Raw genomic sequence first — 22,142 nt, 5'->3', positions numbered from 1 at the left:
CGGACCTCAGGCCTCGCCGGCCGCGGGCGCCTCCATGCCCTCGATCAGCCCGCGCTTGGCCAGCAGCGGGCCGACGTCGGGCATGCGACCGCGGAAGGCGGCGTAGGCCTCGGCGGGATCGCGGCGGTTTCCGGCGGAATAGATGTGCTCCTTGAGCTTCGCCGCGGTGTCGGGATGGAAGACGTCGCCCGTCTCGCGGAAGGCCTCGAAGGCGTCCGCGTCGAGCACCTCCGACCACATGTAGCTGTAATAGCCCGCCGCGTAGCCGGAGCCCGCGAAGACGTGGGCGAAGTGCGGCGTGCGGTGGCGCATCACGATCTCGTCGGGCATGCCGATGCGCTCCAGCGCATCGCGCTCGAAGGCCTCCGGATCGATATTGCCGGCGGACGGCAGGAGGTGGAAGTCGAGATCGACGAAGGCGCAGGCCAGGTATTCCACCGTGGCGAAGCCCTGGTTGAAGGTGCGCGCGCCGATCAGCTTCTCGCGCAGCGCCTGCGGCATCGGCTCGTTCGTCTTCCAGTGACGCGCGAAGCGCTCCAGGATCTCGGGCGTCTCGAGCCAATGCTCGTAGAGCTGCGAGGGCAGCTCCACGAAGTCGCGCGCCACCGCGGTGCCGGCGAGCGAGGGATAGGTCACCTCCGAGAGAAGCCCGTGCAGCGCGTGGCCGAACTCGTGGAAGAGCGTGCGCGCGTCGTCGAAGGACAGGAGCGGGGGCGCGTCCGGGCTTCCGGCGGAGAAGTTCATCACGTTGACGATGATCGGCCGCACCCGCCCGTCGAGGTTCTGCTGCGTGCGGAAGGCGGAGGCCCAGGCGCCGGAGCGCTTCGAGGGCCGCGCGAAGTAGTCCCCGTAGAAGAGCCCCACATGCGCGCTTTCCGCATCCTTCACCTCGAAGGCGCGCACGTCCGGATGCCAGGTCGGAACGTCGGTGCGCTCCTCGAAGACGAGCCCGAACAGGCGGCTCGCCACGTGGAAGGCCGCCTCGATCATGCGATCGAGCGACAGGTACGGCTTGATCGCGCCCTCGTCGAGATCGTAGCGCGCGCGCCGCACGCCTTCGGCCAGGTAGCGCCAGTCCCACGGCGCGATCTCGGCGCTCTCGCCGTTCTCGGCGGCGAGCGCGGCGAGCGCGTCGCGCTCCTCGCCGGCCCGGGCGCGGGCGGGGCCCCAGACGCGGCCGAGGAGGCCGCTCACCGCGTCGGGCGTCTTCGCCATGGCGTCGTCGAGCTTGTAATGGGCGAAGCTCTCGTAGCCCAAGAGCCGGGCCCGCTCGGCGCGAAGCCGCACCGTCTCGGCGACGATGCCGCGATTGTCGCGCTCGCCGCCATTGGCGCCGCGCCGCGTCCAGGCTTCGAAAGCGGCCTTTCGCAGGTCGCGCCGTGCGGAGAAGGCGAGGAAGGGCTCGACCGAGGAGCGCGCGAGCGTGATCACGTGCTTTCCGGAAAGCCCGCGATCCTGCGCGGCGCGCGCCGCCGCCGAGACGAGCCAGTCCGGCAGCCCGGCGAGGTCGTCCTCGCCCTCGAGCACGAGGGTGAAGCCGCTCTCGTCGCCCAGCACGTTCTGGGCGAAGGCGGTGCCGATCTCGGCGAGGCGCTGGTCGATCTCGGCGAGGCGCTCCTTCGCGGCGGGCGCGAGCTGGGCGCCCGCGCGCACGAAGCCCAGATGCGTGCGCTCGAGCAGCCGCAGCGCCTCCGCGTCGAGGCCGAGCCCCTCGCGGGCGGCGAAGACCGCGTCGACCCTGGCGAAGAGGCCGGCATCGAGGCTGACCTTCGAGGAATGCCGCGCGAGCTTCGGCGCGAGCCGGCGCTCGATCGCCTGGATCTCCGGGTTCGTGTGCGCGCCCGCGAGATTGTAGAAGACCATGGCCACGCGCCTGAGGTCCCGCCCGGCGCGCTCGAGCGCCAGGATCGTGTTCTCGAAGCTCGCGGGCTCGGACGCGTCGCGGATGGCGGCGATCTCCGCCTCGTGGGCGGCGAGGCCGGCCTCGAAGGCCTCCTCCATCTGCGCCGGCGCGATGGCCGCGAAGGGCGGCGCCTCGAAGGGCGTCTCCCAGGCCTGGAAGAAGGGGTTCGCCGTCGGGGTCGCGTCCGCGGACATTCGTCTCGCTCCATGCATCGAAAGAACTCTCGATCACGAGATAGGCGCTCCCCCCGGCCGCGTCGAGGCGCTATCACGGAGCATGAGCCCGACCGCGACGATCACCGACCCGACGCGCTTCATCCGCGCCAACACGCGCCTCCTTCCCGTGCCGCACGCCCCCGAGATCGTCCTCCACCTGGCCGACGAGGCCACCGAGCTGTGGCAGAAGACCGAGGAGGAGCTCGGCGAGATCGGCCTGCCGCCGCCCTTCTGGGCCTTCGCCTGGGCCGGCGGGCAGGCGCTCGCGCGCTACGTGCTCGATAGGCCCGAGATCGTGCGCGGACGCCGCGTCCTCGATTTCGCGGCGGGCTCCGGCCTCGTCGGCATCGCCGCCGCGAAGGCGGGCGCCGCGCGGGTGGAAGCCGCGGACATCGACGCCTTCGCCTGCGCGGCCATGCCGCTCAACGCGCAGGCGAACGGCGTCGTCCTGGTGGCGCGCCGGCAAGATCTGGTGGGCACGGACGAGGGCTGGGACGTCGTGCTCGCCGGCGACATCTGCTACGAGCGCGACCTCGCCGCCTCGGTCGTCGCCTGGCTGCGGGATCTCTCGGCGCGCGGTGCCACGGTGCTCGTCGGCGATCCCGGCCGGGCCTACCTGCCCAAGGCCGATCTCGTGGCGCTCGCGACCTACGAGGTGCCGGTGACGCGCGCCCTGGAGGATGCCGAGATCAAGCGCTCCACGGTCTGGCGCCTCGCCTGAACGCGGCGCCTCTCACTCCCCCGCGATCGCCTCGCCCGCGATCGCCGCGCGCGCCGCCCGCGAGAAGGCGGCCCGGCTCGGCGGGCGGGTGTAGAACATGTGCCCGCCCGGATAGCTCTCCTCGACGATCCGCGCGTGCAGGGACGCCGGCAATTGGCGCAGGAGCAGCGTCGAGGCGAAATACGGCGTGACGAGATCGGTGAGCCCGTGGACGACGACCACCTCCATCGTCTCGTCGAGCGCCATGGCGGCGGCGAGCTCGTCGAGCGCCTCGGGCGCCGAGCGGGCGGAGCCGTAGTCCCAGGCACCCGAGACGCCGCCGTTGAGGAGCACATATTGCCGCTCCGGCACCCAGTCGAGCTTCTCCTCGTAGAGCGTCAGCGCGGCCGCGGTGAGCGGCGCCGTCAGCGCGTCGAGGACGGGGTCGCGGTAGCGCGGAAAGGCGCTCGTCGGCGCGGGATCGGGTGTCGTCACGCCCGTGTCGTAGAGGCTGCCGACGCGCCCCTCCTCGCGCCACAGCTCGCGGGCGAGCAGGCGCGCGTCGATGCGCCCCGCCTGGCGGCGCACGATGTCCTCGGGCAGGTTCGTGAGCTCCGCGAGCCGCGCCACGAGCCGCGCCACCGCCGCCTCGTCCGAGAGGCCGGCGAGGAGGTCGGAAACGTACGGCCCCGTGGCGTAGGCCTCCACCTCGGCCAGCGCGTCTCGCGAGGCCTCGCCCGCCTTGTCGAGCGCGGCGGCCGCGAGCGAGGGCAGGAGCGCCACGCTTCCCATCAGGTTCGTGTCCGCGGGCGAGATCCAGGCGAAGTCGAGGACCGGCGAGACGAGGACGAGGGCCGAGAGCGCCATGCCGCGCTCGCTCGTCAGCTCGTCGGCGAGGAGCGGCATGCGAAAGCCGCCGTAGCTCTCGCCCACCGCGGCCTTGGGCGAGGCGGCGCGGCCGTTCTCCACGGACCAGCGGAAGACGAAATCCGCGAGCGCGGCGATGTCGCCGGAGACCGAGAGGTAGCGCCCCCGCGTGCGATCGTTGGGCGAGACGAGGCGCGAATAGCCCGTGCCCACGGGGTCGACGAAGACGAGATCGGTGAAGGCGAGCCAGGTGTCGGGGTTCTCCACCAGCGTCGGCGTCGCGGAGGGCACGATGACGTCCTCGCCGAAGCTGATCGTCCAGGGGCCGAGCGCGCCGAGATGCAGGTAGGCGGACGCCGCGCCGGGCCCGCCGTTGACGACGAAGGTGACGGGGCGGCGCGCGGCGTCCGCATCCGGATCGTCGTCCGCGAGGACGTAGGAGACGTAGGCGATGTCGGCCTCCGGCTCGCCCGAGCCGCTCTGGAGCGTGAGGACTCCGGCCGTCGCATCGAAGGCGAGGGTCTCGTCGCCGATCATCATCTCGTGGCGGGTGGTCACCGGATCGGGAAGGCGAAGCCCGTCGGCGGAGACGGCCCGGTCGGCCGCGGGCGGTGCCGCCGCCGGGTCGCTCTGCGCCTCCCGCGTGCGCTCGTCCGCCTCCTGCGCCGACACGGCGATGGGCGAAACGAGGATCGCGAGGACGAGAAGGACGCGGCGGAGGGGTGATGCCGAAGGTGAGGGCGAACGGCGTACGGGTGAGTGCAAGGCGAGGCTCCGGAGCGGTGACGCGTGCGCAAGCCTAACGCATGGCGGCACCGTGGGGACCCGCGCGCGCGCTCACGCCTTCGCGAGTGCAGGACGCTCGTGATGCCGATGGAGCCTCGGATGGTGGGCGCGACAGGGATTGAACCTGTGACCCTTCGCGTGTGAAGCGAATGCTCTCCCGCTGAGCTACGCGCCCGTCCGAGGCGCGCTTCTTAGGCCGGCGCGAGGCGCCCGTCAAGCGCTGAAACGCACCCGTCGCCAGGAGCCCTTCGCCACCCCCGCGCCGCCCTCGCGCCACCTTGCAGGCAGCGCTTTTCGCCGCGCCGCGGCGCGGCGGCAACAGCCCGTTCACGGAATTCTGATTATGGTCCGGCGGTGGCGTTTCGTAGGCTGCATCATGACGGCGCGGCACCGGTTCGCGTCCGAGCGCGTGGTCGCCGGCGGAACCGGAGCCGTGCGTCACGCGTCGCCATCGGCAGGCACGCCTCAGGACCAGGAGCTGTCATGCGGTTCGTTCTCTCTCTCATGCTGGCGGCGGCGTTCGCGCTCGGCGCCCTCGCCCTCCAGCCGACCCGCGCGTCGGCGGACTGGATCAACCCCGCTCTGCTCAACGGCGACGCCGGCCCGGGCGGCGGCTTCTTCCAGAGCTCGCCCATTCCGCGCCGCACGGTGGACTACGACGGCCCCTACGCGCCGGGCACGATCGTCATCAGCCATTCCGAGCGCCGGCTCTACCTCGTGCAGGAGGGCGGCAAGGCCATTCAGTACGGCGTCGGCGTCGGCCGCCCGGGCTTCGGCTGGCGCGGCTCCTACCGGCTCACCCGCATGGCGGAATGGCCGGATTGGCGTCCGCCGGCGGCGATGCGTCGGCGCCAGCCCGACCTGCCGGTCTTCATGGCCGGCGGCCCGGAGAACCCGCTCGGCGCCCGCGCCCTCTACATCGGCAACACGCTGTGGCGCATCCACGGCTCCAACGAGCCGCAGACCATCGGCTCGGAGGTCTCCTCGGGCTGCATCCGCATGACCAACGAGGACGTGACGCATCTCTACGAGCGCGTCCGCGTCGGTGCGCGGATCGTGATGAGGGATTGAGGAGGGGCGGCGTGCAGCGAGACGCGAGCAGCTCCTATCGGGCTGCTCGACGTCGCTGTGGAATCGCGCCGCTCCGCACGCTATATCCAAGAGTGCGGCCGCTCGGCATGCGGCCGCACTAGGGAGCCCTACCCATGATGCTGTTCGACAAGGCACGGCAGAACGAGCTCGCGATCCGCCGCATGGGGGTCAAGGCCGTCGCCGAGGCTCGCAAGGCGGGTGTCGCCGCCTACTATGTCGAGCCCGCCTTCGGTGACGGTATCGTCAAGGAAATGCCGGACGGCACGCGTCATCTGATCGAGGCGGCGAACGGCACCGATGTCGTCATACGAAGCATCGCCCCGCGGAGCTGAGCCGGCAGGTCGTCCCGTCTGCACCGTCATCGCGGGTCCTAACGGCTCTGGTAAGTCCAGCCTCTACGACATCCTGGAGCCTCGTGGCGAGTTCGTGAATGCGGACGTGATCGCACGTGAAGGTCGCCTCGGCAGCTTCGAAGCCGGCAGAGCGACCCTATCTCGTCTGAAAATGCTTCTGGCGCAGCGTGCGGATATCGTCTTCGAGACCACGTTGAGCAGCAACCATGCTGTTTCGCTGATGCGCGATGCGCGTTCGAGCGGGTACGAGATCGGCTTCGTATTCGTCGCACTGTCAGACGCAGAGCTGAATGTGAGGCGTGTTCGCGAGCGTGTCGCTAGAGGTGGGCACGCCATTCCGGAACAGGACATTCGCCGCCGCTACCCGCGCGCTTTCGCGAACCTCGCGGCAGCGTTCGCTCTCGCCGATGGCAGTCTCGTTTACGACAACAGCGGGCTCGGACCGGAGCTCCTGGTGCGCTTGCGCGAGCGCAACGTCGAGAGCCTGGCTCTCGACGGGGCCAAAGCGCACCATGTGGCCGTGGCGCGAGCCCTCGCGCAGGTGCTGTCACGCACACCAGAACAGATTCTCATGCTCGGCGACGGCGCCTGATTTCGGCCCCCGTTCGGCAGAAGTCAGCGCCGCGCCGGCTCGCGCGAAAGCCCCTTCGCGGCGAGCTCGGAGAGGTACTCCGCCCAGCGCTCGGCGTGCGTCTCGCCCAGGCGGCGCAGGTAGTCGAAGCCGTAGATGCCGGTGTCGTGCATGTCGTCGAAGACGAGCTTGACGGCGTAGTTGCCCACCGGCTCGACGCCGATGATCATGACGTTCATCTTGCCCGGCACCGTCTTGCGCTCGGAGGGCGAATGGCCCTGCACCTCGGCCGACGGGCTCGTCACCCGCAGGTATTCCGCCGGCAGCGCGAAGGACGCGCCGTCGTCGTAGACGACCGTGAGCGTCCGGCGGTCCTTGGCGACGCGCAGCTCCGTCGGCCAGGGGGCGGACGCGTCGGCGGCCTGCGAGCTCTGCGTGGCGCTCATCCCGATCTCCCGTCGTATCGCCGCGCGCGCATGCGTTGACGCGGCCGGCCTTCTCTTCCATCCTCCGCCGCCCATATGGCGCGCAGGCGCCGGACGATACGAGAAGGCGCGCGCGGGCGAAAGCCGCCTCGACGCGGTCCGGCCGCGCAAGGGCGTGCGAGGGAGTGGAGTGAGCGATCCGATGACGATGCAGGCGACGACGGGCATGGCGCTGGACGCGGCCGGAGGCGCACCGCTGATCGATCCGTTCGGCCGCGCCATCTCCTACCTGCGCGTCTCGGTGACGGATCGCTGCGATTTCCGCTGCGTCTATTGCATGTCGGAGAACATGACCTTCCTCCCCAAGCGCGACCTGCTCACGCTCGAGGAGCTCGACCGACTCTGCTCCGTCTTCGTGCGTCACGGCGTGCGCAAGCTGCGCATCACCGGCGGCGAGCCGCTGGTGCGTCGCGACATCATGACGCTGTTTCGCAATCTCGGCCGTCATCTCGAGACCGGCGCCCTCGACGAGCTGACCGTGACCACCAACGGCTCGCAGCTCGCCCGCTACGCGAAGGATCTCGCCGCCTGCGGCGTGCGCCGTATCAACGTCTCCCTCGACACGCTCGATCCGGACAAGTTCCGCACAATCACCCGCTGGGGCGATCTCGGCCGGGTGATGGACGGGCTCGACGCCGCGCAGGCGGCGGGGCTCGCCGTGAAGATCAACGCGGTGGCGCTCAAGGGCGTCAACGAGGACGAGATCGTGCCCATGCTGGAATGGGCGCACGGGCGCGGCATGGACCTCACCTTCATCGAGGTGATGCCGCTCGGCGAGATCGACACCCACCGCGTCGACCAGTTCCTGTCGCTCGCGCAGGTGCGCGCCGACCTGATGGACCGCTACACGCTCACCGACCTGCCGGACCGCACCGGCGGGCCCGCGCGCTACGTGCGCGTCGAGGAGACCGGCGGGCGGCTCGGCTTCATCACGCCGATGACGCACAATTTCTGCGAGAGCTGCAATCGCGTCCGTCTCACCTGCACGGGCACGCTCTACATGTGCCTCGGCCAGGAGGACGCCGCCGACCTGCGCACGCCGCTGCGCCAGTCCGAGGGCGACGAGCGCGTCGCGCAGGCCATCGCCGACGCCATCACCCGCAAGCCGAAGGGCCACGACTTCGTCATCGACCGCCGCGTGAACCGCCCCGCGGTGGGGCGGCACATGAGCGTCACGGGCGGCTGACGCCGACGCGCGGACGCGCTTCGCTGCACCGCGGCATCTTCCGTTCCCCGCGCGATGCGCTAGTGTCACGGCGCTCAGCGCGGGAGACGACGACATGAAAGAGCTCACGGACCGGACCGCCCTCGTGACCGGCGGCACGTCCGGCATCGGCCTCGCCATCGCCAAGGCGCTGGCCGCCGCCGGCGCCAACGTGATGATCGACGGCTTCGGGGAGGCGAGCGAGTGCGAGGCGCTGGCGCGCAGCCTCGCCGACGAGCACGGCATCAAGGCCGCTTGGACGGGCGCGGACGTCTCCAAGCCCGATCAGCTCGCCAATGCCGTCGATCGCGCCGAGACCGAGCTCGGGCCGGTGGACATCCTCGTCAACAATGCGGGCGTCCAGCACGTCGCGCCGGTGGAGGACTTCCCCGTCGAGCAATGGGATCGCATCATCGCGATCAACCTCTCCTCGGCCTTCTACGCGACGCGCCTCGTCGTCGCCGGCATGAAGGAGCGCGGCTGGGGCCGCGTGATCAACACGGCTTCTGCCCATTCCCTCGTCGCCTCGCCCTACAAGTCGGCCTACGTCGCCGCCAAGCACGGCCTCGTCGGCTTCACGAAGACGGTGGCGCTGGAGACGGCGGCGCACGGCGTGACCGTGAATTGCATCTCGCCGGGCTACGTCTGGACGCCGCTCGTCGAGAAGCAGATCCCCGACACGATGAAGGCGCGCGGCCTCAGCCGTGAGCAGGTGATCGAGGACGTGCTCCTCAAGGCCCAGCCCACCAAGGCCTTCGTCACGGTGGAGCAGGTCGCCGCCATGGCCCTCTTCCTGTGCTCCGACGCCGCGAGCCAGGTGACGGGGGCGAACATCTCCATGGACGGAGGGTGGACGGCGCAGTGAGGGGGCTGCTGCAGCGGTGGCGCGAGGATGGGGCAGGGCATGGATGTGGATCAGCCGGTCGTCGTCGGTCGAAGGTTGCCCGTCGTCTCGGACGTCCGAGCCCTGGAGCCGTTCCGCGTCGCCGTGACCTGGGAGGGCACCGCCAGCGAGCAGCTCGTCGATCTCGAGCCCATGCTGGAGCGCTTTGCTCTCTACGCACCTCTTCGGGAGAACGCGGCGCTGTTTGCGGGGGTCGCCGTCGGGCCCTACGGCTCGTCCATCGAATGGTCCGACGGCGCGATCGACGTGAGCGTGACGGCTCTGGAGTACCTCATCGCCGGGTGCGAAGGCCCTTCCACAGCAGCGGGGATCGAGACATGACCCAGCGCTCCCCACTTCCCGGCCTCGCCGGCCCCCGCGCCGAGAAAGCCATCTCGCTCGCGCTGCAGGGCGGGGGGGCGCACGGGGCGTTCACGTGGGGCGTGCTCGACGCGATCCTGGAGGACGGGCGGCTCGCCATCGAGGCGATCTCGGGTGCCTCCGCCGGGGCGATGAACGCCGTCGTCCTCGCCGAGGGCTGGCGCCAGGGCGGTGCAGAGGGAGCGCGGCGTTGCCTCGCCGATTTCTGGCGCAGCATCAGCCTCGACGGGGACCTGCCGGCCTACAAGGCACGCGTCGTGCGCCAGGCGCTCGGCCTGTGGACCGACGAGCGCTCGCCGTTGCGCTTCTGGATGGAGGCGTTCTCGCCCTTCACCACGCCCTACCAGAACGTGCTCGACGTCAACCCGCTGCGGGACGCGCTCGAGGCGCTGATCTCGTTCTCGGACGTGCGCGCCTGCGACGAGGCCAAGCTCTTCGTCTCGGCGACCAACGTCTGGAGCGGCAAGGTGCGCGTCTTCGAGCGTCGGGAGCTCACCGTCGACCACCTGCTCGCCTCCGCCTGCCTGCCGGAGCTGTACAAGGCGGTGGAGATCGAGGGCGAGCCCTATTGGGACGGCGGCTACATGGGCAACCCGCCGCTCTTCCCGCTCTTCTACGGCGTCGACACGAACGACGTCCTCCTCGTGCAGATCAACCCGATCGAGCGGCGCGAGACGCCGCGCACCCGCGCGGAGATCCGCGATCGCCTCAACGAGATCACCTTCAATGCCCCGCTCCTGCGGGAATTGCGCGCCGTCGACTTCGTCACCCGCCTCCTCGACGAGGGCAAGCTCGCGGAGGGCGACTACAAGCGCGTCCTCATGCATCGGATCGAGCCGACCGGGCATTTCGACGACTTCCCGGCCTCGACCCGCAAGACCGCCGACTTCCGCATGATGAAGACGCTCTTCGAGCGCGGGCGCGGCGCGGCGCAGGACTGGCTCGCGCGCCATTACGACGACATCGGCATACGCCCGACGATCGAGCTGAAGCGCGACTATTCCTGAGAGCGGGGAGGGGCGGGAACGGCGGCGGCGCCCGCGGTGTTCTCACGGCGTCGCTTCGAGGTCGCCCCCGCATGCACCCGCCAGAACTCGTCTCGCGCTCGCGCGCCATCGCCTCCGAGGCCGCCGGCCGCGCCGCCGATCTCGACCGCGACGACGCCTTCCCGATGCAGGCCGTCGCCGCGCTCGCCCGGGCGGAGCTCCTCGGCGCGCCGGTGCCGTGCGCGGCCGGCGGAGCCGGGCTCGGCTGCGAGCCCGCGGGTGCGCGTCCTCTCCTCGAGATCCTGCGTATCCTCGGCACCGGCAGCCTGCCGCTGGCGCGCGTCTACGAAGGGCACGTGAACGCCCTTCGGCTCGTCGCGCGATACGGGACGGACGAACAGCGCGAGCGGCTGTTCGCGGAGGCGCGCGGGGGCACGCTCTTCGGCGTGTGGAACACCGATGCGCGCGAGCGCCCGCTCGCGCTCGTCGAAGGCTCCCGCGGCCTCTCGCTGACGGGAGCGAAGGCCTTCTGCTCCGGCGCCGGGCACGTGGCGCGCCCGCTCGTCACCGCGCGCGCCGCGCACGGGCGCGTCATGCTCGTGCCCCGGCTCGAGCCCGGCGAGCGCGTCGATCTGTCGGATTGGCGCGCCCACGGCATGCGGGCCTCGGCCACGGGAAATGTCGCCTTCGACGGCGTGCGCGTCGCGGCGCAGGACGTCCTCGGCGAGCCGGGCGATTACGAGCGCCAGCCGCTGTTCTCGGGGGGCGCTTGGCGCTTCTGCGCGGCGCAACTCGGCGGCATCGAGGCCGTTCTCGACGCCATGCGCGAACATCTGCGCGCCTGCGAGCGGGACGGAGATCCCCACCAGCGCGCCCGCATCGGGCAGGCGGCGATCGCGGCCGAGACCGCGCGGCTGTGGGTCGAGCGCGCCTGCGACCTCGCCGAAGGGCTCGTGCCGGAGGCCGCGGACCCGGAGCGGGTCGTCGCCTATGTCGACCTCGCCCGCTGCGCCGTCGAGCGCGCGGGCCTCGACGTCGTCGAGCTGGCCCAGCGCTCCGTCGGGCTCGCGGGCTTCATGAGGACGCACCCGCTGGAGCGGCTCGTGCGCGATCTCTCCACCTATCTGCGCCAGCCCGCGCCCGACAGGGCGCTTGTGAGCGGTGGGGCCCACGTTGCCGGATCGGGGCGCCCGTCGGGCGAGGTCTGGCGCGATCCGGAGGGCGCGCCATGAGGGCGGCCGACTGGCTCGCAGCCGCGGACGCGTTGCCGGTCGGCACGATCCGCGACCTCGCGCCGGAAGGCGGGCTCCTCGTCGTCGCGCCGCATCCCGACGACGAGAGCCTCGGATGCGGCGGGGCGCTCGCTCTCGCCGCGCGCGCCGGGATTCGCACGGGCGTCGTCGTCCTCAGCGACGGATCGGGCTCGCATCCCGGCTCGCGGGACTGGCCGGCGGAGCGCCTGAGCGCCCTGCGCGAGGACGAGGCGCGCCGCGCCTGCGCGACCCTCGGCGTGCGGGCCGACGACGTGCGCTTCCTGCGCCTACCGGATCGCGCCGTGCCGTCGAGTGGGCCGGCCTTCGAGGCGGCGGCGCGGACGATCGCTGCGGCGGCGGACGCCATCGGCGCGGGGACGCTCCTCGCGCCCTTCGGCGGCGATCCCCATTGCGATCACGAGGCCGGCGCGGCCATCGCGGCGCACGCCGCCGCGTTGTCTCGGACCGCGGGCGCGCGCATGCGCCTCTTCGCCTACCCGCTCTGGGCCTACGCCTTGCCCGCGGACGCGCCCCTGTCGGCGGCGCCGCCGCGCGGCATCGGCCTCGACGTGACGGACGTCCTGGAGGTGAAGGCGCGCGCCATCGACGCGCATGCGAGCCAGCTCGGGCTCATCATCGCCGACGATCCGGGAGGCTTCGCCATTCCCGCCTGGATGCGCGCCCACGCGCTGTCGGGGCGCGAGCCCTTCGTCGAGGTCGCCTCGTGACGAGCCGCACGACGATACGTGCCGAGACGTCCCTTCCGGACGCCTATTTCGAGGGGCTCTACGCCCGTGACGTCGATCCCTGGCGCTTCGAGACGAGCGCCTACGAGCGCGCCAAGTACGACGCCACGCTCGCCGCCCTGGAGCGGCCGCGCTACGCCCGCGCGCTCGAGGTCGGCTGCTCCATCGGCGTCCTCACCCGCGATCTCGCGCGCCGTTGCGACGCGCTGGTGGCCACCGACGTCGCGGAGGCGGCGCTCGCGAAAGCGCGGGCGCGCTGCGCCGATCTCAGACACGTCGTGTTCGTGCGCCAGCGCGCGCCGGAGAGCTGGCCGGCCGGTACGTTCGACCTCGTCGTCCTCTCCGAGGTGCTCTACTACCTCGACCCCGCCGGCGTCGACGGCGTCGCGGCGCGGGTGCGCGCCTCTCTGGAACCGGGGGGAGAGGTCGTGCTCGTCCATTGGATCGGCGAGACGGACTACCCGCTCTCGGGCGACGAGGCCGTCGCGCGTTTCGCGGCCGCGCTGGGGCCGGGCTTCAGCGAAGGCCGGAGCGAGCGGGCACCGGATTATCGCCTCGACACGCTCCGGCGGACCTGAGCCGCAGCATCCGCACGAGCGCGCCGGCGCGCTCGATCTCCCCCGGCAGCGCGCTCGCGCACAGGCGCGCTTGTGCGCGCATCCGCACGCCGGCGAGGCACGCGAGCGCGTCGTCGAGCGCCGGCAGGTCCGGGCCGCAGAACGGATCGCCGCCCTCCGCGCGCAGCCGCCGCGTCGCCGCCGCGCCCGCGGAGGCGCGCCCGTCGAGGCGCCCCGACGTCGTCACGCGGATGCGCGGGCAATGGCGCACACGCGCTCCGGCGGCGCGCAAGGCGTCGACGAGCGCGCGGTCCTCGCCGACGGGGACCCGCGGCAGGCCGCCGATGCGGCGATAGGCGTCGAGCGTGAGCGCGAGGCTCGCCCCGCTCGCCATGTCGTGGCGCGGCCACGGGTCGTGCGGATCGGGCCGCGCCCGCGCGCGCAGCTCCGCGAGGAGCCGGGCGTAGATGCGCTCCAGCCGCTCGCGCCGGCGCGCCGCCTGCGGCAGCGCGCGATCGTCGGCGCGCAGGTAGGTCACGCGGCCCGCGGCGGCATCCGCTCCGGCTGCGATGGCGGCGCGGTTGCGGGCGATCCAGTCCGGGGCGACGCGCGTGTCCGCGTCGGTGGTCATCAGCACGCCGTCGGGAGCGAGCAGCGCCGCGCCGGCATCCATCGCCGCACGGCGCGCGCCGCCGGCGTCGCCCGCATTGCGCAGGGCCGACCCGACGAGGACGCGCCGGACGACGACGAGGGCATACGGCACGCGCGCGCGGGCGGCCGTCGCGATCTCCACCGTCGCGTCCGCGCATCGGTCCGCGAGGAGGAGGACGGCGACGGGACCCGCCTGCGCGGCGGCGTCGGCCAACGCATCGAGACACGCACCGATCCGCTCCGCCTCGTCGCGCGCCGGAATGGCGACGACCGCGGAATAGCGCGGCTGCGCGGCGATGGGCGGGGCGAGATCGGCGAGCGGCTGCATGGCGGCGCGGCAACGCTCCCGCGAGCGCCGCCGTTCCCCGTGGACAGCGTGTCGAATCCGGGGCGGCGTGGCGGATGCGCCCTTGCGCGCGCACGCTTCTTGCCTGACCGTTTGCAGGCAACTCCACCGTGAGAGCGCGCGCATCGTGTCCATTCTCGTCGCCCTGCACCACGTCACGCACTACAAGTACGACCGTTCCGTCGGGATCGGGCCGCAGGTGATCCGCCTGCGACCGGCGCCCCATGCCCGAACACGCGTCCCCAGCTATGCGCTCAAGGTGCAGCCCGCCAATCATTTCATCAATTGGCAGCAGGACCCGCACGGGAACTGGCTCGCCCGGCTCGTCTTTCCCGAGCCCGCGAGCGAGCTGAAGATCGAGGTCGATCTCACCGCGGACATGGCCGTGGTCAACCCGTTCGACTTCTTCGTCGAGCCCTATGCCGACGATTACCCCTTCTCCTACGCGCCCGACCTCGAGAAGGAGCTCGAGCCCTATCTCGTGCCCGAGGAGCTGGGCGAGAAGGCCGAGGCCTTCCTCGCCTCCATCGACCGCACGAAGCGCAGCACGGTCACCTTCCTCGTCGAGCTCAACCTCCTCGTCCAGCAGGCGGTGCGCTACATCGTGCGCATGGAGCCGGGCGTGCAGGCGCCCGAGGAGACGCTGGCGCTCGGCTCGGGCTCGTGCCGCGATTCGGCCTGGCTCCTCGTCCAGATCCTGCGCCGCCTCGGCTTCGCCGCGCGCTTCGTCTCGGGCTACCTCATCCAGCTCAAGGCCGATATCGACCCGATCGAGGGGCCCAAGGGCACGGAGCACGACTTCACCGATCTCCACGCCTGGGCCGAGGTCTACGTGCCGGGCGCCGGCTGGATCGGCATGGACGCGACGTCCGGCCTGTTCTGCGGCGAGGGCCACATCCCGCTGTGCGCCACCCCGCACTACCGCTCCGCGGCGCCGATCACCGGCGTGACGGAGCCGGCCAACGTCGAGTTCGGCTTCGAGATGCACGTGACGCGCATCCTCGAGGCGCCGCGGGTCACGCGGCCCTTCGACGAGGCGGCCTGGTCGGCGCTGGAGGCGCTGGGCGACCGGGTGGACGAGGATCTCGTCGCCCAGGACGTGCGTCTCACCATCGGCGGCGAGCCCACCTTCGTCTCGATCGACGATCCCGACGGGGCGGAGTGGAACATCGCGGCGGTGGGCCCGACCAAGCAGGCGCGCGCGGACACGCTGATCCGGCGCCTGCGCGATCGGTTCGGGCCCGGCGGCTTCCTGCATTACGGGCAGGGCAAGTGGTATCCCGGCGAGCAATTGCCGCGCTGGGCCTTCGGGCTCTACTGGCGCCGCGACGGCGAGCCGATCTGGCGCGATGCCTCGCTGATCGCGGGCGAGGGCGCGGCTTCCGTGAAGGCGCCTCCCGCGGCGGCGCAGGGCTTCATCGCAGGGCTCGCCGAGCGGATGCATCTGCCCGCCGGCTATGCCCAGCCGGCCTACGAGGATCCCGCGCACTGGCTGATGAAGGAGGCGGAGCTGCCCGAGGGGGTGGATCCGTCGAACCCGGCGCTGAAGGATCCCGAGGAGCGGGCGCGCATGATGCGCGTATTCGAGCGGGGGCTGACGGAGCCCGTGGGATGGGTCCTGCCGATCCAGCGCTGGAACGCGGCGGACGGGGCGCGGCGCTGGCGCTCCGAATTGTGGCGCACGCGCCGCGGCAAGCTCTTCCTGATCCCCGGCGATTCGCCCGTGGGCCTGCGCCTGCCGCTTTCCTCCTTGCCCTTCATCGAGCCGGAGCACTATCCCCACATCCACCCGCGCGATCCGCTCGAGCCCCGCGGCGCGCTGCCGCGCTACCCGCGGCCCGACCGCGATCCCGCGGCCAAGCGCCAGGCGGTGGCCGCGCAGAACGCGGTGGGCGAGGCGGTGCGCACCGCGCTCTCGGTGGAGGTGCGCGACGGCATCACCCACGTCTTCATGCCGCCCGTGGAGCAGGTGGAGGACTACCTCGAGCTCCTCGCCGCGATCGAGGCGACCGCCCGCGAGACCGGGCTGCCCGTGCGCGTCGAGGGCTACACCCCGCCCTACGATCCGCGCATCGACGTGATCAAGGTCACCCCCGATCCCGGCGTCATCGAGGTCAACATCCAGCCCGCCGCCTCGTGGCGCGAGGCCGTGGCGATCACGACGGGGGTCTACGAGGAGGCCCGCCAGGCGCGGCTGACGGCCGAGAAGTTCATGGTCGACGGCCGCCATACCGGGACCGGCGGCGGCAATCACGTCGTGCTCGGCGGCGCGAGCCCGCCCGATTCGCCGTTCCTGCGCCGGCCGGACCTGCTCAAGAGCCTCGTCCTCTACTGGCAGCGGCATCCGTCCCTGTCCTTCCTGTTCTCGGGGCTGTTCATCGGCCCCACGAGCCAGGCCCCGCGCATGGACGAGGCGCGCGACGACGCGCTCTACGAGCTCGAGATCGCGCTCGCCCAGGTGCCCGATCCCGATGTGGGCGAGATCACGCCGTGGCTCGTGGATCGGCTCTTCCGCAACCTCCTCGTCGACGTCACCGGCAATACGCACCGCGCCGAGATCTGCATCGACAAGCTCTATTCCCCCGACGGCCCCACGGGTCGGCTCGGCCTCGTCGAGTTCCGCGGCTTCGAGATGCCGCCGGACGCGCGCATGTCGCTCGCCCAGCAGCTGCTCCTGCGCGCCCTCGTCGCCTGGCTGTGGCGCGAGCCGCAGGGCGGGCCGCTGGTGCGCTGGGGCACCAGCCTGCACGACCGCTTCATGCTCCCGCACATGGTCTGGCAGGATTTCCGCAGCGTCCTCGCCGATCTCGCCGACGCCGGCTATCCGTTCGACGAGACCTGGTTTCGCGCCCAGTGGGAATTCCGCTTCCCGCTCTACGGCCGCGTCGAGCACGGCGGCGTCGCGCTGGAGCTGCGCCAGGCGCTCGAGCCCTGGCACGTCATGGGCGAGGAGGGCGCCATCGGCGGTACGGTGCGCTACGTCGACAGCTCCGTCGAGCGACTCGAGGTGCGCGCGCTCGGCCTCGTCCAGGGCCGTCACGTCGTCGCCTGCAACGGCCGGCGCCTGCCGCTGACCCCGACGGGGCGCGCGGGCGAGGCGGTGGCGGGGGTGCGCTACAAGGCGTGGCAGCCGCCGTCGGGCCTGCATCCGCGCATTCCGGTGCACGCGCCGCTCACCTTCGATGTCGTCGATCGCTGGAACCGCCGCTCGCTGGGCGGCTGCGTCTACCACGTCTCCCATCCCGGCGGGCGCAATTACGAGACCATGCCGGTCAATGCCTACGAAGCGGAGGCGCGCCGTCTCGCCCGCTTCCAGAACCACGGCCACACGCCCGGCCGGATCGACCCGCCGCCGGAAGAGCCGGCCTCCGAGTTCCCGATGACGCTGGACCTGCGGAGACCGCCCGCATGACGGCCCTCACCCGGGCCCAGGCGCGCGACCTCATCCAGGGGCTCAGCCGCTGGACCGAGGGCTACGCGCCGCTGCCCGGGGCCTCCGACGAGCTGATCGGGCCGGACGGCGCGCCGCGTCCCGCATGGTCGCGCCTCGCCGAGGCGCTCGGGCCGATGAGCCCGGGCGATCTCGCCCGCGGCTTCGGCTCGGCGGAGCGCCACGTGCGCGAGGTCGGCATCTCGTATCGCGTCCACGGCGAGGCGGCGGACCGCGCCTGGCCGGTGGCGCATCTGCCGATCCTCATCGACGCCGCCGAGTGGAAGGGCATCGCCGACGGCGTCGTCCAGCGCGCCCGCCTGATGGAGGCGCTCCTCGCCGAGATCCATTCCGGCTCCCCCGCGCCGAAAGGCGCCCCGCCCGCGGCGGCGATCGTGGGCAGCCCCAACTACCTGCGGCCCCTCGTCGGCGTCCCGCCGCCGGGCGGGCGTCACCTGGCGCTCTACGCCGTCGATCTCGGGCGTGGGCCGGACGGGCGCTGGTGGGTGCTCTCGGACCGCACGCAGGCGCCCTCGGGCGCCGGCTACGCGCTCGAGAACCGCATCGTCCTCTCCCGCGTCTATCCCGGGCTGATGGAGCGGCTGCGCGTGCAGCGCCTCGCGCCCTTCTTCGGGGCGCTGCGCGACGGGCTCGCCGCGCTCGGCCGGCGCGAGGAGCCGCGGGTCGGCCTGCTCACGCCGGGCCCGTTCTCGGAGACCTATTTCGAGCAGGCGACGCTCGCGCGCTATCTCGGCCTGCCGCTGGTGGAGGGCGACGACCTCGTCGCCCGCGACGGCTCGGTCTACGTGCGCACGGTCTCGGGCCTCAAGCGCATCGACGTGCTCTGGCGGCGCGTCGACGGCGATTATTGCGATCCGCTGGCGCTCGACGCGCGCTCTCGGCTCGGCGTGCCGGGCCTCGTGGCCGCCCTGCGGGCGGGCGGCGTCGCCATCGCGAACATGCCGGGCTCCGGCGCCGTGGAGCAGCGCGCGCTCATGGGCTTCATGGCGGCGCAGTGCCGCCGGCTCCTCGACGAGGAGCTCGCGCTGCCCAACATCGCCACCTGGTGGTGCGGCGAGCCCGGTGTGCGCGAGGAGGCGCTCGCGCGCCTCGACACCCTCGCCTTCGCGGACGCCTTCGACGGCGGGTGCTCCGAGCTCGGCGCCGAGCTCGACGAGCCCGCCCGCGCGGAGCTCGAGGCGCGCATCCGCACGCGCGGCATCGACGTCGTCGGCCAGGAGATCGTGCGCCTCTCGACGACCCCGGTCTGGCGCGACGGCAGGCTCGTGCCGCGCCCGTTCTCGCTGCGCGTCTACGCGGCGGCGACGCCCGACGGCTGGCACGTCATGCCCGGCGGCTTCGCGCGCATCGCCGAGCGCCCGGACGCCCGCGCCGTGACGATGGGGGAGGGGACGCTCTCCGCCGACGTCTGGGTTCTCGCGGACCAGCCGGTCGCCCGCGTCACGCTGGTGCCGCAGGAGCGGATCCGCCGCGTCGCCGGCCACCTGCCGAGCCGCGCCGCCGACAACCTGTTCTGGCTCGGCCGCTATCTGGAACGCGCGGAAGCGACGACGCGCATCGTCGCCGCCCTCGCCGAGGCCCGCCTCGACGGCGCCGCCGTGGGCCCGGGCGACGAGACCGTGGAGCGGCTCGAAGGCCTCGCGCGGGCGCTCGGCGCCGTCGTCGACCCCGAGGACGACGAAGAGGACGAGACGAAGGAGGCCGTGGCCCCGCGGCCCGCGCGCGCTCCGGCCTCCGACATCGCCCGCGCCGCCCTCGACGATCCGGCGGCGCCGGGCTCGGTCGCATGCTCCATCGCCTTCGCGCGGCGCGCCGCCTCGCATCTGCGCGACCGGCTCTCGCCGGAGGCCTGGCGGCTCGTCTCCGAGCTCTCGCCGGGAACGCCCGCCTCCGAGGAGGAGGTCGCCGCCCCCGCGGACGTGCTCGATCGCGCCCGCGCGCTGCTGGAGCGCTTCGCCGCCATCGCCGGGCTCGTGCACGAGAACATGACGCGCTCCGACGGCTGGCGCCTCCTCGACATGGGCCGGCGCATCGAGCGCGGGCTCGCGGTCTGCCGCGTCACCGGCGCGCTGGCGGCCGACGGGGCCACCGGGGGCGATCTCGACGCGCTCCTCGACGTCGTCGACTGCCAGATCACCTATCGCACGCGCTACCTCTTCGGCCCGGCGCCCGCGCCCGTGCGCGACCTCGCCCTCCTCGACCCCGACAACCCGCGCTCCCTCGTCTTCCAGGCCGAGCGCATCCTGGGCCACGTGCGCGCCCTGCCGCGCCTGCACGAGGACGGCCTGCCGGAGCCCACCGAGCGGCTCGCCTCCGCGCTCGCCCGCGACCTCTCCATCGCCGAGGCCGCCGCCATCGACGGCGCCGTCCTCGCGGGCTGGGAGGCGGATCTCGCCGATCTCGCCGACGCGATCGGCATGCGCTACTTCCCGCACGGGGCCGCCGCCGAGCGGCCCGCCAAGCTGAGCGGCCTCGCGTGATCTACCGTATCCGCCACGTGACGACCTACACCTACGAGGCCTCGGTCGCCTCGGCGCGCTGCGTCCTGAGGCTGACGCCCCGCGAGGGCGCGGGGCAGGAGCGATTGTTCTGCGACGTGCGCATCGCCCCCGAGGCGCGGCTGCGCGAGGAGACCTGCTTCTTCGGCGCGCGGCTCCACCACGCCGACATCGACGTGCCCCATCGGGAGCTGCGCATCGAGGCCCGCGCCCGCGTGCGCGTCACCCGCGCCGTGCCGCGGGCGCCCGCGGACGATCCGCGCGTTGCGGCCATCCGCGCCGCCGCCGCCGCGGGCCTCGATCGCGGGGCGGACGCGCCGGTGCAGGCGCTCTTCCCGAGCCAGGCCGTGCCGCGCGCGCCCGAGATCGCCGACTGGGCCCGCGCCTCGCTCCCCGACGAGGCGGGCACCTTCGCGGGCGTCACCGATCTCATGCGCCGCATCCATGCGGATTTCGCCTACGCGCCCGGGGAGACGGACGTCGCGACGCCCGCGCGCGAGGCGTTTCGCGCGCGAAAGGGCGTTTGCCAGGATTTCGCCCACGTGATGATCGCGGGCCTGCGCGGCCTCGGCCTGCCGGCGCGCTACGTGTCGGGCTACCTGCGCACCATCCCGCCCGAGGGCCGGCCCCGCCTCGTCGGCGCGGACGCGACCCACGCCTGGGTCGAGGCCTGGTGCGGCCCCGGTCTCGGCTGGGTCGGCTTCGACCCCACGAACGCGCTGCTCGTCGGGCCCGACCACATCGTGCTGGCGGTGGGGCGCGACTATGCCGACGTCTCGCCCGTGGACGGCGTCGTCGTCTCCTCGGGCGGGCAGAGCCTGAGCGTGAGCGTCGACGTCATGCCCGAGCCGGGCGAGGCCGCCTGAGGCCTGCGCTCACCGCGTGCCTTTCGCCAGGAGCGCGTCCACCGCCTCCCCCGAGATGCTGCGCGACAGGAGCGAGAAGTCCCCCGCATCCCCCAGCATCGCCTCCGCCGCGTCCTTGATCAGGCGATGCGTCGCGCGCGCCAGCGCGGAGCCGAGCGAGATGCGCGCGACCCCCGCCGCCGCGAAGTCCGCCCGCCGATGGTCGGTGAAGCGGCCGGCGGCCAGCGCGTTCACCGGAACCTCCACGCTCGCGCAGATGCGCGCCACGTCCTCCATGGAGGCCGGCGCGGGCAGGTAGACGGCATCCGCGCCGGCCGTCACGAAGGCCTGGAGGCGGCGGATGCCCTCGTCGAGATCGTAGGCGCCCGTCATCACCCCGTCGGCGCGGGCGAGGAGCACGATGTCCCGTGGGCAGGCGCGCGCCGCGGCGGCGCCCGCGCGGATGCGCTCCACGGCGAGATCGAACGGGTAGGCGGCGCCCGCGGGCGGCATCACGTCCTCGATGGAGAGCCCGGCGAGCCCCGCATCGCAGGCGAGCCGCACGGTCTCCGCGACGGCGTCCGGCGCATCGCCGTAGCCGTTCTCGAGATCCGCCGAGACCGGCAGCGGCGTCGCCGCGACGAGGTCCTGCGCATGTGCCAGCATCTCGTCGCGCGTCACGTGACCCATGTCCGGCCGCCCCAAGGTGAAAGCGTAGGCGGCGGACGATGTCCCGAGCGCCTGCGCGCCGAGCGCCGCGAGCATGCGCGCCGAGCCGAGATCCCAGGCGTTCGCCAGGACGAAGGGATCGCCCGGACGATGCAGGGCGCGGAAGGCGGGGCCGGGATCGTGGGACATCGAGGACGCTCCTGCCTGGCGAAGCCGGCAGCTGATTCGCGCCGGCTCTCGCGTGTGCGGCAGGATCGCACGCACGCTGCGCCCGTGGAAGCGCCGGACCGGCGCCGCCCGATCAGATGTCGCGTCCCTCCAGCGCGCGGCGCACCGCCGCCTGCTCGCGCGTGCCCTCCTCGATCAGCGCGCGGCCCTCCGAGACGAGCCGCTCGCCCTCGCGGATGCGGTCTCGCCCGCGCGAGACGAGCGCCTCGCCGCGATCGACGGCGCGCTCCCCGGCGATGGCCCGCTCGCCGAGCGCGGCCGTCTCTTCGCCGCTGGCGAGAACGCGCTCGCCGAAGGTCGGGTCGGAGGCGCAGGCGGCGAGGAGCGCCGGCAGCGTGCAGGCGAGCGCCAGCGTGCGAAGGCGCGGGCCGGGGCGTGGGGCGGGGCGGATCGCGCGGCGGCGATGAGCGTGGGCGAGCGCCGTCATGGAAGACCTCCGGATCGGCTCGGGGGATCGTGGGCATGAGCGGGA

Annotated in this window: 20 protein-coding genes and 1 tRNA gene; 14 read left to right on the top strand and 7 right to left on the bottom strand. The window is 72.8% G+C overall.

Going from position 1 to position 22,142, the window contains the following annotated elements; genetic code table 11:
- Positions 1-6 precede the first annotated feature (6 nt).
- The gene (locus IEX89_RS14155) at positions 7-2,097 is read right to left on the bottom strand and encodes a M3 family metallopeptidase (RefSeq protein ID WP_188913880.1); all 2,091 of its coding nucleotides are present in this window, start codon (positions 2,095-2,097) and stop codon (positions 7-9) included.
- A gap of 82 nt (positions 2,098-2,179) precedes the next feature.
- On the opposite strand from IEX89_RS14155, the gene IEX89_RS14150 reads away from it, so the two are divergent.
- Positions 2,180-2,839: a class I SAM-dependent methyltransferase gene (locus IEX89_RS14150; protein WP_188913879.1), complete on the top strand. Its 660-nt coding sequence runs from the start codon at positions 2,180-2,182 to the stop codon at positions 2,837-2,839.
- A 12-nt stretch (positions 2,840-2,851) separates the two neighbouring features.
- Here the strand turns inward: IEX89_RS14150 and IEX89_RS14145 are convergent, their stop codons facing one another.
- Positions 2,852-4,357 (bottom strand): S10 family serine carboxypeptidase-like protein, encoded by a 1,506-nt coding sequence (locus tag IEX89_RS14145; RefSeq protein WP_188913878.1) that lies wholly within the window; start codon positions 4,355-4,357, stop codon positions 2,852-2,854.
- 214 nt (positions 4,358-4,571) lie between these two features.
- A tRNA-Val gene (locus IEX89_RS14140) sits at positions 4,572-4,646 on the bottom strand.
- A 308-nt stretch (positions 4,647-4,954) separates the two neighbouring features.
- Between IEX89_RS14140 and IEX89_RS14135 the strand changes: the two genes are divergently transcribed.
- The 3 genes from IEX89_RS14135 to IEX89_RS14125 all read left to right on the top strand — a co-directional run bounded on the left by IEX89_RS14135 (position 4,955) and on the right by IEX89_RS14125 (position 6,508).
- Entirely contained in the window at positions 4,955-5,542 is a 588-nt protein-coding gene (locus tag IEX89_RS14135) for a L,D-transpeptidase (protein ID WP_188913877.1), read from the top strand.
- A gap of 134 nt (positions 5,543-5,676) precedes the next feature.
- Positions 5,677-5,895, top strand: coding sequence for a hypothetical protein (locus tag IEX89_RS14130; RefSeq protein WP_188913876.1), 219 nt, complete (start codon positions 5,677-5,679; stop codon positions 5,893-5,895).
- A gap of 94 nt (positions 5,896-5,989) precedes the next feature.
- Positions 5,990-6,508, top strand: a complete 519-nt coding sequence (locus IEX89_RS14125) for a zeta toxin family protein (protein ID WP_188913875.1) — start codon at positions 5,990-5,992, stop codon at positions 6,506-6,508.
- 23 nt (positions 6,509-6,531) lie between these two features.
- Here IEX89_RS14125 and IEX89_RS14120 read toward each other — a convergent pair whose 3' ends face one another.
- A complete protein-coding gene (locus tag IEX89_RS14120) occupies positions 6,532-6,933 on the bottom strand; it encodes a gamma-butyrobetaine hydroxylase family protein (RefSeq protein WP_188913874.1) in 402 nt (133 codons plus the stop codon).
- Between the two features lie 187 nt (positions 6,934-7,120).
- Here IEX89_RS14120 and moaA point away from each other — a divergent pair, with 187 nt between their 5' ends.
- The 7 genes from moaA to IEX89_RS14085 all read left to right on the top strand — a co-directional run bounded on the left by moaA (position 7,121) and on the right by IEX89_RS14085 (position 13,003).
- Complete coding sequence (gene moaA / locus IEX89_RS14115) at positions 7,121-8,158, top strand: GTP 3',8-cyclase MoaA (RefSeq protein WP_188914051.1); 1,038 nt, start codon at positions 7,121-7,123, stop codon at positions 8,156-8,158.
- 94 nt (positions 8,159-8,252) lie between these two features.
- Positions 8,253-9,041, top strand: a complete 789-nt coding sequence (locus tag IEX89_RS14110) for a 3-hydroxybutyrate dehydrogenase (RefSeq protein ID WP_188913873.1) — start codon at positions 8,253-8,255, stop codon at positions 9,039-9,041.
- Between the two features lie 39 nt (positions 9,042-9,080).
- Positions 9,081-9,401, top strand: coding sequence for a DUF2442 domain-containing protein (locus IEX89_RS14105; protein WP_188913872.1), 321 nt, complete (start codon positions 9,081-9,083; stop codon positions 9,399-9,401).
- Positions 9,398-10,447, top strand: a complete 1,050-nt coding sequence (locus IEX89_RS14100) for a patatin-like phospholipase family protein (RefSeq protein ID WP_244645440.1) — start codon at positions 9,398-9,400, stop codon at positions 10,445-10,447. Before IEX89_RS14105 ends, IEX89_RS14100 begins: the two co-directional genes overlap by 4 nt.
- A gap of 71 nt (positions 10,448-10,518) precedes the next feature.
- The gene (locus tag IEX89_RS14095; protein WP_188913870.1) at positions 10,519-11,658 is read left to right on the top strand and encodes an acyl-CoA dehydrogenase family protein; all 1,140 of its coding nucleotides are present in this window, start codon (positions 10,519-10,521) and stop codon (positions 11,656-11,658) included.
- The gene (locus IEX89_RS14090; protein WP_188913869.1) at positions 11,655-12,407 is read left to right on the top strand and encodes a PIG-L deacetylase family protein; all 753 of its coding nucleotides are present in this window, start codon (positions 11,655-11,657) and stop codon (positions 12,405-12,407) included. The genes IEX89_RS14095 and IEX89_RS14090 overlap by 4 nt, the downstream gene beginning before the upstream one ends.
- Positions 12,404-13,003 (top strand): SAM-dependent methyltransferase, encoded by a 600-nt coding sequence (locus IEX89_RS14085; RefSeq protein ID WP_244645438.1) that lies wholly within the window; start codon positions 12,404-12,406, stop codon positions 13,001-13,003. The genes IEX89_RS14090 and IEX89_RS14085 overlap by 4 nt, the downstream gene beginning before the upstream one ends.
- Here the strand turns inward: IEX89_RS14085 and IEX89_RS14080 are convergent.
- Positions 12,942-13,961 (bottom strand): glycosyltransferase family 2 protein, encoded by a 1,020-nt coding sequence (locus IEX89_RS14080; protein WP_188913868.1) that lies wholly within the window; start codon positions 13,959-13,961, stop codon positions 12,942-12,944. The two genes, IEX89_RS14085 and IEX89_RS14080, sit on opposite strands and share 62 nt — an antisense overlap.
- Before the next feature lie 145 nt (positions 13,962-14,106).
- Here IEX89_RS14080 and IEX89_RS14075 point away from each other — a divergent pair, with 145 nt between their 5' ends.
- The 3 genes from IEX89_RS14075 to IEX89_RS14065 are packed head-to-tail and all read left to right on the top strand — an operon-like array spanning position 14,107 to position 20,794.
- A complete protein-coding gene (locus IEX89_RS14075; protein WP_188913867.1) occupies positions 14,107-17,391 on the top strand; it encodes a transglutaminase family protein in 3,285 nt (1,094 codons plus the stop codon).
- Entirely contained in the window at positions 17,388-19,910 is a 2,523-nt protein-coding gene (locus IEX89_RS14070) for a circularly permuted type 2 ATP-grasp protein (protein WP_188913866.1), read from the top strand. The genes IEX89_RS14075 and IEX89_RS14070 overlap by 4 nt, the downstream gene beginning before the upstream one ends.
- Entirely contained in the window at positions 19,907-20,794 is an 888-nt protein-coding gene (locus IEX89_RS14065; RefSeq protein ID WP_188913865.1) for a transglutaminase family protein, read from the top strand. The genes IEX89_RS14070 and IEX89_RS14065 overlap by 4 nt, the downstream gene beginning before the upstream one ends.
- Before the next feature lie 9 nt (positions 20,795-20,803).
- On the opposite strand, the gene IEX89_RS14060 is transcribed toward IEX89_RS14065, so the two are convergent.
- Together IEX89_RS14060 and IEX89_RS14055 are read right to left on the bottom strand one after the other, a co-directional pair.
- Positions 20,804-21,631, bottom strand: a complete 828-nt coding sequence (locus IEX89_RS14060) for an isocitrate lyase/PEP mutase family protein (RefSeq protein ID WP_188913864.1) — start codon at positions 21,629-21,631, stop codon at positions 20,804-20,806.
- 112 nt (positions 21,632-21,743) lie between these two features.
- Positions 21,744-22,097 (bottom strand): hypothetical protein, encoded by a 354-nt coding sequence (locus IEX89_RS14055; protein ID WP_188913863.1) that lies wholly within the window; start codon positions 22,095-22,097, stop codon positions 21,744-21,746.
- Between the last annotated feature and the right edge of the window lie 45 nt (positions 22,098-22,142).

It is taken from the genome of Salinarimonas ramus, from assembly GCF_014645695.1.
GTDB lineage: Bacteria > Pseudomonadota > Alphaproteobacteria > Rhizobiales > Beijerinckiaceae > Salinarimonas > Salinarimonas ramus.
Note: the sequence above shows the minus strand (reverse complement) of the source record. Positions and strands in the feature narration are given on the sequence as shown.

Excerpts from the sequence above, each read along its gene's own strand:
- IEX89_RS14070 (WP_188913866.1), top strand. The coding sequence starts at position 17,388 with ATGACGGCCCTCACCCGGGCCCAGGCGCGCGACCTCATCCAGGGGCTC.
- IEX89_RS14090 (WP_188913869.1), top strand. The coding sequence starts at position 11,655 with ATGAGGGCGGCCGACTGGCTCGCAGCCGCGGACGCGTTGCCGGTCGGC.
- IEX89_RS14060 (WP_188913864.1), bottom strand. The coding sequence starts at position 21,631 with ATGTCCCACGATCCCGGCCCCGCCTTCCGCGCCCTGCATCGTCCGGGC.
- IEX89_RS14130 (WP_188913876.1), top strand. The coding sequence starts at position 5,677 with ATGATGCTGTTCGACAAGGCACGGCAGAACGAGCTCGCGATCCGCCGC.
- IEX89_RS14080 (WP_188913868.1), bottom strand. The coding sequence starts at position 13,961 with ATGCAGCCGCTCGCCGATCTCGCCCCGCCCATCGCCGCGCAGCCGCGC.
- IEX89_RS14150 (WP_188913879.1), top strand. The coding sequence starts at position 2,180 with ATGAGCCCGACCGCGACGATCACCGACCCGACGCGCTTCATCCGCGCC.
- IEX89_RS14055 (WP_188913863.1), bottom strand. The coding sequence starts at position 22,097 with ATGACGGCGCTCGCCCACGCTCATCGCCGCCGCGCGATCCGCCCCGCC.
- IEX89_RS14095 (WP_188913870.1), top strand. The coding sequence starts at position 10,519 with ATGCACCCGCCAGAACTCGTCTCGCGCTCGCGCGCCATCGCCTCCGAG.
- IEX89_RS14105 (WP_188913872.1), top strand. The coding sequence starts at position 9,081 with ATGGATGTGGATCAGCCGGTCGTCGTCGGTCGAAGGTTGCCCGTCGTC.
- IEX89_RS14100 (WP_244645440.1), top strand. The coding sequence starts at position 9,398 with ATGACCCAGCGCTCCCCACTTCCCGGCCTCGCCGGCCCCCGCGCCGAG.
- IEX89_RS14155 (WP_188913880.1), bottom strand. The coding sequence starts at position 2,097 with ATGTCCGCGGACGCGACCCCGACGGCGAACCCCTTCTTCCAGGCCTGG.
- moaA (WP_188914051.1), top strand. The coding sequence starts at position 7,121 with ATGCAGGCGACGACGGGCATGGCGCTGGACGCGGCCGGAGGCGCACCG.
- IEX89_RS14120 (WP_188913874.1), bottom strand. The coding sequence starts at position 6,933 with ATGAGCGCCACGCAGAGCTCGCAGGCCGCCGACGCGTCCGCCCCCTGG.
- IEX89_RS14110 (WP_188913873.1), top strand. The coding sequence starts at position 8,253 with ATGAAAGAGCTCACGGACCGGACCGCCCTCGTGACCGGCGGCACGTCC.
- IEX89_RS14135 (WP_188913877.1), top strand. The coding sequence starts at position 4,955 with ATGCGGTTCGTTCTCTCTCTCATGCTGGCGGCGGCGTTCGCGCTCGGC.